General features: G+C 42.5%; 6 protein-coding genes. 4 read left to right on the top strand and 2 right to left on the bottom strand.

Translation table 11 applies throughout. The features are described 5' to 3' along the window. Positions 1-729: 729 nt before the first annotated feature. Positions 730-1,779 carry a DUF6340 family protein gene (locus HGH92_RS26695; protein ID WP_168873867.1) on the bottom strand — a complete coding sequence of 350 codons (1,050 nt, stop codon included), beginning with the start codon at positions 1,777-1,779 and terminating at the stop codon, positions 730-732. A 97-nt stretch (positions 1,780-1,876) separates the two neighbouring features. Between HGH92_RS26695 and HGH92_RS26690 the strand changes: the two genes are divergently transcribed. Next, positions 1,877-2,275 (top strand): DUF5946 family protein, encoded by a 399-nt coding sequence (locus tag HGH92_RS26690; RefSeq protein WP_168873866.1) that lies wholly within the window; start codon positions 1,877-1,879, stop codon positions 2,273-2,275. A gap of 63 nt (positions 2,276-2,338) precedes the next feature. On the opposite strand, the gene HGH92_RS26685 is transcribed toward HGH92_RS26690, so the two are convergent. Then, positions 2,339-2,794, bottom strand: coding sequence for a GNAT family N-acetyltransferase (locus tag HGH92_RS26685; RefSeq protein ID WP_168873865.1), 456 nt, complete (start codon positions 2,792-2,794; stop codon positions 2,339-2,341). Between the two features lie 115 nt (positions 2,795-2,909). Here HGH92_RS26685 and HGH92_RS26680 point away from each other — a divergent pair, with 115 nt between their 5' ends. The 3 genes from HGH92_RS26680 to HGH92_RS26670 all read left to right on the top strand — a co-directional run bounded on the left by HGH92_RS26680 (position 2,910) and on the right by HGH92_RS26670 (position 5,460). Continuing rightward, entirely contained in the window at positions 2,910-3,506 is a 597-nt protein-coding gene (locus HGH92_RS26680; RefSeq protein WP_168873864.1) for a Crp/Fnr family transcriptional regulator, read from the top strand. A 60-nt stretch (positions 3,507-3,566) separates the two neighbouring features. Then, positions 3,567-3,935 carry a DoxX family protein gene (locus HGH92_RS26675; protein ID WP_168873863.1) on the top strand — a complete coding sequence of 123 codons (369 nt, stop codon included), beginning with the start codon at positions 3,567-3,569 and terminating at the stop codon, positions 3,933-3,935. Between the two features lie 1,009 nt (positions 3,936-4,944). After that, the gene (locus tag HGH92_RS26670; RefSeq protein ID WP_168873862.1) at positions 4,945-5,460 is read left to right on the top strand and encodes a hypothetical protein; all 516 of its coding nucleotides are present in this window, start codon (positions 4,945-4,947) and stop codon (positions 5,458-5,460) included. Positions 5,461-5,632 lie beyond the last annotated feature (172 nt).

Genomic DNA, 5,632 nt, shown 5'->3' with positions numbered 1-5,632 from the left:
GGCTTTCTTTTTACGATCGAAATGGCTGTAAAAAAGTGATTGTAACTTGTGACAGATAGGAAATAGTAACGCATGCGGTATATTTTCCGCAGTATCAGAATGGCTATTTTGAGTTGGTGACGGTAAACAAATAGAGTTATTTCTTCAAATAGGCGATTTAGTTTTTATCAGATATAAGATATGGTTTTTATGCGCGGTGCTGTGCTGCTGACAAGCACAGTCGCCGTTTTCATGGCATGCGCCATCCATTCCCTGAATGGATATACCTCTCGCAGCAGTTTTCATAAGCGACTGCAACTATTTCAGCCAGCCGACTGAATAGCAAAGTTGCCAGGCTCCCTGACAGTTAGTATCAGCATATAACAAGTAACCTTCGTATCGTGTCATTTAAATGGACCTCATTCAAGTCTGCTGCTGACCAATGGCGGCACATCCATGTATTAAAAAGCTGCAACCAATTTTCTAATCCGGCAGCATCGAATGCAGTAGGTACGAGCGTGAGAAAAGTGCTGTATCATTTTAGAAACGGGTATCTCTTTCATAAGACTGCGGTAAAGCATATTTAATTAGATTTAGTTTCCCTTCATCTCCAGCGGCACCGGAGCTGGTGCATAATCTCTGAATTCCCTGCAAAATAAATTATTCAAAACGCAATGTAACATCAGTGAGAAAAAGTTCCACAATAAAATTCAGCGCCCCGGATTGCAAAACAAACGAACTAACGCGATGCTACTCCACCTCCTGCTGCTTCAGCACTTCATTGCCGGCCTTCCGGTTCTTCAGCAACCGGATATAGTTCAGCGCAAGCCGGTTATTATATTCCTCGTAAGCCTTCTGCGACCATTTAATCGCCAGGTCCAGTTCCCCGTTGATCTCACAGATGATAGCCATATTATAGCATGCCCTACCGGCTACCGTGCGGTCAGGGTTTGTAGTTTCTTTTTTCCACAGCACTGCTGCGCCGTCCCAGTTACCGGTTTGTGCTTTACGCCGGGCTATCCTGAAATTATCAGTGCCTTTCACATAGTAATCCCGGGTCACCCTTGTCCGATAAGGGATAATTCGCATGCCATAATTTTGTCCCGCCTGTATGCCCACTGTTTTTACCGCCTCTTTACGGTTGATCAGCGCCCCCGCAGCTGCCACGGGGTTAATGCCTCTGCCGGAGAATGTAAGGTCCCTGTTAAGAGCGAATTCATCCAAAATATTCCTGCCGGCGGGATCATAGATGCGCCAGCCCGTTTTTACGCTGGTCAGCATACTGGCCCGGTGCTCTATACCAGGTACATTACCGAACGGTGTTTTCAAAGAAACCGGAATGGCCGCATAGCTGATCTTCGAGTCGGTATCAAACAGCTCCAGGGAAAAGAGGGCGTCCACCTGATATTCCCGGCATATTTTATCTACGGTTTCCCAGGAAAGCGGCGCAGAAAAAAGTCCTGGTGCATTGGTGGTCAAGTCCAGCTCACCCAGCGCTTTTACCTCATTGAAACGGTTGTTCTTCCGTAGTTCGTCTGCCAGTCCGCCTACGCTGCTCTGTGCCCCTTCTTTGTCCAGCTGTGCTCCTTCCAGGCTAAATATCCTGTCTACGACATCTATTGCTTTGTTTTGCGGGTTAATGGTGGTCCTGTTCACTACACCGGCAGATTTCACATAAGCCGGTATGGTTACGGGCGCAGGCTTCAATACGTTAAGGTAAACCAGCTCGGTAGTAGCTTTGCAGGAAACGAAGGTAGCGGCTGCCAGCGTGATGAGCAGCAGGTGTGTTTTTGTAGGCATAGGATCGTGGTTGTCTCTCGTGTTGCTAGTATTCGGGGGGTGAATTTACATATAAAAAAAATATTTATGCTATTTTTAATGCGTTATTGTACTTAAAATGGAAAGAAAGATCACCATAGAAGAATTGTGGAAACAAAAGTTTTATGATTGCCTCGCAATTGAATTTTCCATTCCAGCCTATTTTGAAGTGCATCATTTGCTTGTCATCACCTATATGTTGCAGGCAGATGGTTACAGTCCTGCGTATTTTCCCGAAGCAGTCAAATTACTGGAAGGTTTTCTTTATGAAGGAGTATCTCCGAAACAGTGGATTAAAACGAATCAAAGCTCCGCCGGCGGCATTGAAAACAGGCAGCAAAGAAATTTGGACCGGTTTGACTGGGAAACAGATATACTGAGTATAAGAACGGAGGATGCCACCTCTTACTGTCAGGATGTTCGAAATTGGGCTGAGAATGTTTTACGAATAATAAAAATAACAAACTCAAAAGTATAAACGGCTCTGCCACGGAACATTTTCCCGGCGTCGCAGATGCATCACCGCTGAGTCTTATAGTAGTCATAGCAGCTTACGATACACTATAAAGCCCGACCGTTCCGCCAATTTATCATACAACCGCCTCGCCGTATGGTTTGTTTCCTGTGTTTGCCAATAGACCCTGGAACACCCGTTTTCCTTAGCAACGTTATACACCGCTTCAATGAGTTTTCGGGCAACGCCACTCCCCCGGTATTCCTGCGATACAAATAAATCCTGCAGATAGCAGCTTGGTTCTACAGTTATAGTACTGCGATGATAAAGGAAGTGCGAAAGCCCTATAAGCCTTCCATTAGTCTCCGCAACCAGGGCATGGACCGGCTCATAAACATCAAAAAAACGGGTCCATGTAGTCCGGGAAATCAGCGGGTCCAGCATTTTATCTCCCCCTCGCCCATAAAATTCATTATAGCCTTCCCACAAGGCAAGCCATTGTTCAAAATCTTCCTGATACAGGTTTCGTATAGTAAATTCCATAACTAAAGATAAATAAATCGGTTAAACGATTCCGCTAGATGCGATAATTTAGCGGATGTTTTCTTCCTTCCGTTTCTGACGTGTCTATATAAACTTATGGCTTAATTTTACTACTATGCAAGCTCCGATTTACGATCCGCACATGAATGATTTTTTTGATGTGATCAAAACGTTCATCACGCTTTCCGCCGACAGCAAACTGGCCATGGCAGGCATCCTTAAAAAGGCTTCTTTTCCCAAGGGCCACCATCTGCTGAACGCTGGATCGGTATGCCGGCATGTGTATTTCATAGAAAAAGGGCTTACCAGGACCTACTACACAAAAGATGGAAAGGATGTAACCGACTGGATCAGTGTAGAAAAAACCTTCGCCACATCTATCGTCAGTTTTATTACCGGTTTGCCGGACATACGCAGTATAGAACTGCTGGAACCAACGGTATTATGGACCATTGGTCATGATGATCTGCAAAGATTATATGATGAAAACCATGAAATAGAGCGTTTCGGGCGATTGTTGGTAAGCTACGGGCTGGTACAAATGCAACAACGTTTTGACGATCTCCACTTTGCCACCGCCCGGGAGCGCTACCGGAAACTGATGGAACAAACACCCTCCATTGTACAGCGGGTGCCACTAGGGATGGTGGCTTCCTACCTGGGCATTACACCAGAGACATTGAGCCGTATCCGTGCGGATTATACTATTTGATAAATGTCAAGAGAAAAAAGCTGTGAAGTACCAAACTTTGTGGTATAAAACTAAAAGGTTATGAACACGCTTTTATGGATCGCACAAGGCTTACTGACAGCCTTTTTCGGCTATTCCGGCATTATGAAATCCACCCAAAAAAGAGACAAACTGGTACAGATAGGTCAAACGGGGGTGGCCAGCTTATCCTATCCGGTTATCCGGCTTATTGGCATTACGGAAATATTGGGCGCGATTGGTGTCATCATCCCCGTAGCCATTGGTATACTGCCATTGCTGACTTCTTTTTCCGCCCTGGGTTTTGCAGTGATCATGATGATGGCTGCCCCCATACACTACAAACGCGGCGAATACGCTGCCATGGCTTTTAACATATTCCTGCTGCTACTATCACTGGGAGTGATGGTACTACGTTTTACAAAGCACTGATTATTTTAGTCGGTTTTAACTCCAACCCGTTAGCCGCTCCCGATAAGGATATTTTGTATCCTGGCAAAAGCTGAAAAGAAAAAGAGCCGTCTCACTGATAGTGCAGCGGCTCTTTGTTTAGTATAAAAACTAATTAAATTATCAGATTACTATTTATATTTGGGTATTCGATTTAGTTATAAAAAATATAATCCCTTGACAATTTATTAGCATAGAATTTTTTATAGCGATTTTTAATTTAGACTATCATGTTACTAATGTTAAAGCAATCACCCATTTCAAATATATCACGACGTGTAATCAGGGCTATTTTGGAACCTATCCGATACTGTTATATATCAGGTTGCTTTTGATATTTTATTTTTCACAAAAAAATTCTCAACATAGCAGTAAACAGTAGGCACCACTTGTCATGTAGCCCCTGTTTGTCTGGCAGTCCTACCTATTGCATTTCACAACAAAACTATATTCGTTAACCTATAATTTTAGCCCGCAAAAGCCCCCCTATACAGATAATGACATAGATCATATACATTCCAATTTCACCTGGAACGCGACGGACGGGTATACTGTCGGGTTTGCACACAATCACCCAGCGGGAACCGCCCCAACCCCACAGGATATATTTGACCTCGTAGAAAAGGCTTTAAACAGTCCTGAGCTTAAGATGTTTCCTTCTGATCAGAAATTTTTCATAAATAAGGTGAGTCTCACAGTGGTAACAAAAGACAATAACTATATTATAACGTTGAATGATTGGGACAAGATTAGAGCACTATATGAATCATTTAACTCCAATCGAAATATCTTCATGGAAAATTATGAAAAAACGGTACGTGATAATGGGTCTGCGACGTCAGCACTCCTTTCTATTTTTGGAACTGCAATAAACTTATATGTGGACACTCTTGACAACAGAGGAGTTATACCGGTAGAATTTGATAGTAATTCGAAAAAAGCAGTTGGTAAATCTTGTTAACAATCTTCATTAGCTACTTAAATAAACAATATGAAAACAATTTTTTCTTTACTCATAACTGTAATGACTACTATTGTCTCTTTTTCCTGTTCTGCCCAAGACGCGGGTAATATTTCAATATCATTTCAATTACCTGCTGGCTTTAAACCAGCTTCGGCAAAAGAATATAAAACACTGCTAAAAAAACACTTATCGGAACCAACGGAATATACTGCCGGCCAAAACATATATTACCACAACGACAAAGGCATTGGTATGATTATACGGGAAATGGAACCGGGCAGATTTGACCCCGCCAGTCTGACTGCAAGAAAGCAGATGTACGATGCTCTTAAGCTTGATGAATACTCATCTGTAATAGAGGTTTATAATGGATCCAAATTCATGGTGGTTAAATATACCAAGGGTAGTAATTATTATACTGAAATTGCATCCGATTTGAAGCAGGATAAATATGCGATCGTTGTGTTAGAATGCAATCAAACAATGTCCGAGGAAGTAAGCAGTATTGTGAACTCAATCAAAAAGACTATACGTTTAAAGTAATGCCTCTCATCTTTCAAACTTATCTCGCTGCACAGAACCCTGTGCAGCGTTTTTATTAGCTATAATATAAGAAATATCCGTTTTTTGACACCGGCTTAAGGCAACTACATAACCTCAATAGAGATTTTTGCATCTTAGTAAAAGCTGATTAACCCGTATGAAGTACACAAAA

The sequence above is a fragment of the Chitinophaga varians genome, assembly GCF_012641275.1.
GTDB classification, from domain to species: Bacteria; Bacteroidota; Bacteroidia; order Chitinophagales; family Chitinophagaceae; genus Chitinophaga; species Chitinophaga varians_A.
This window is presented reverse-complemented; position numbering and strand designations above follow the sequence as displayed.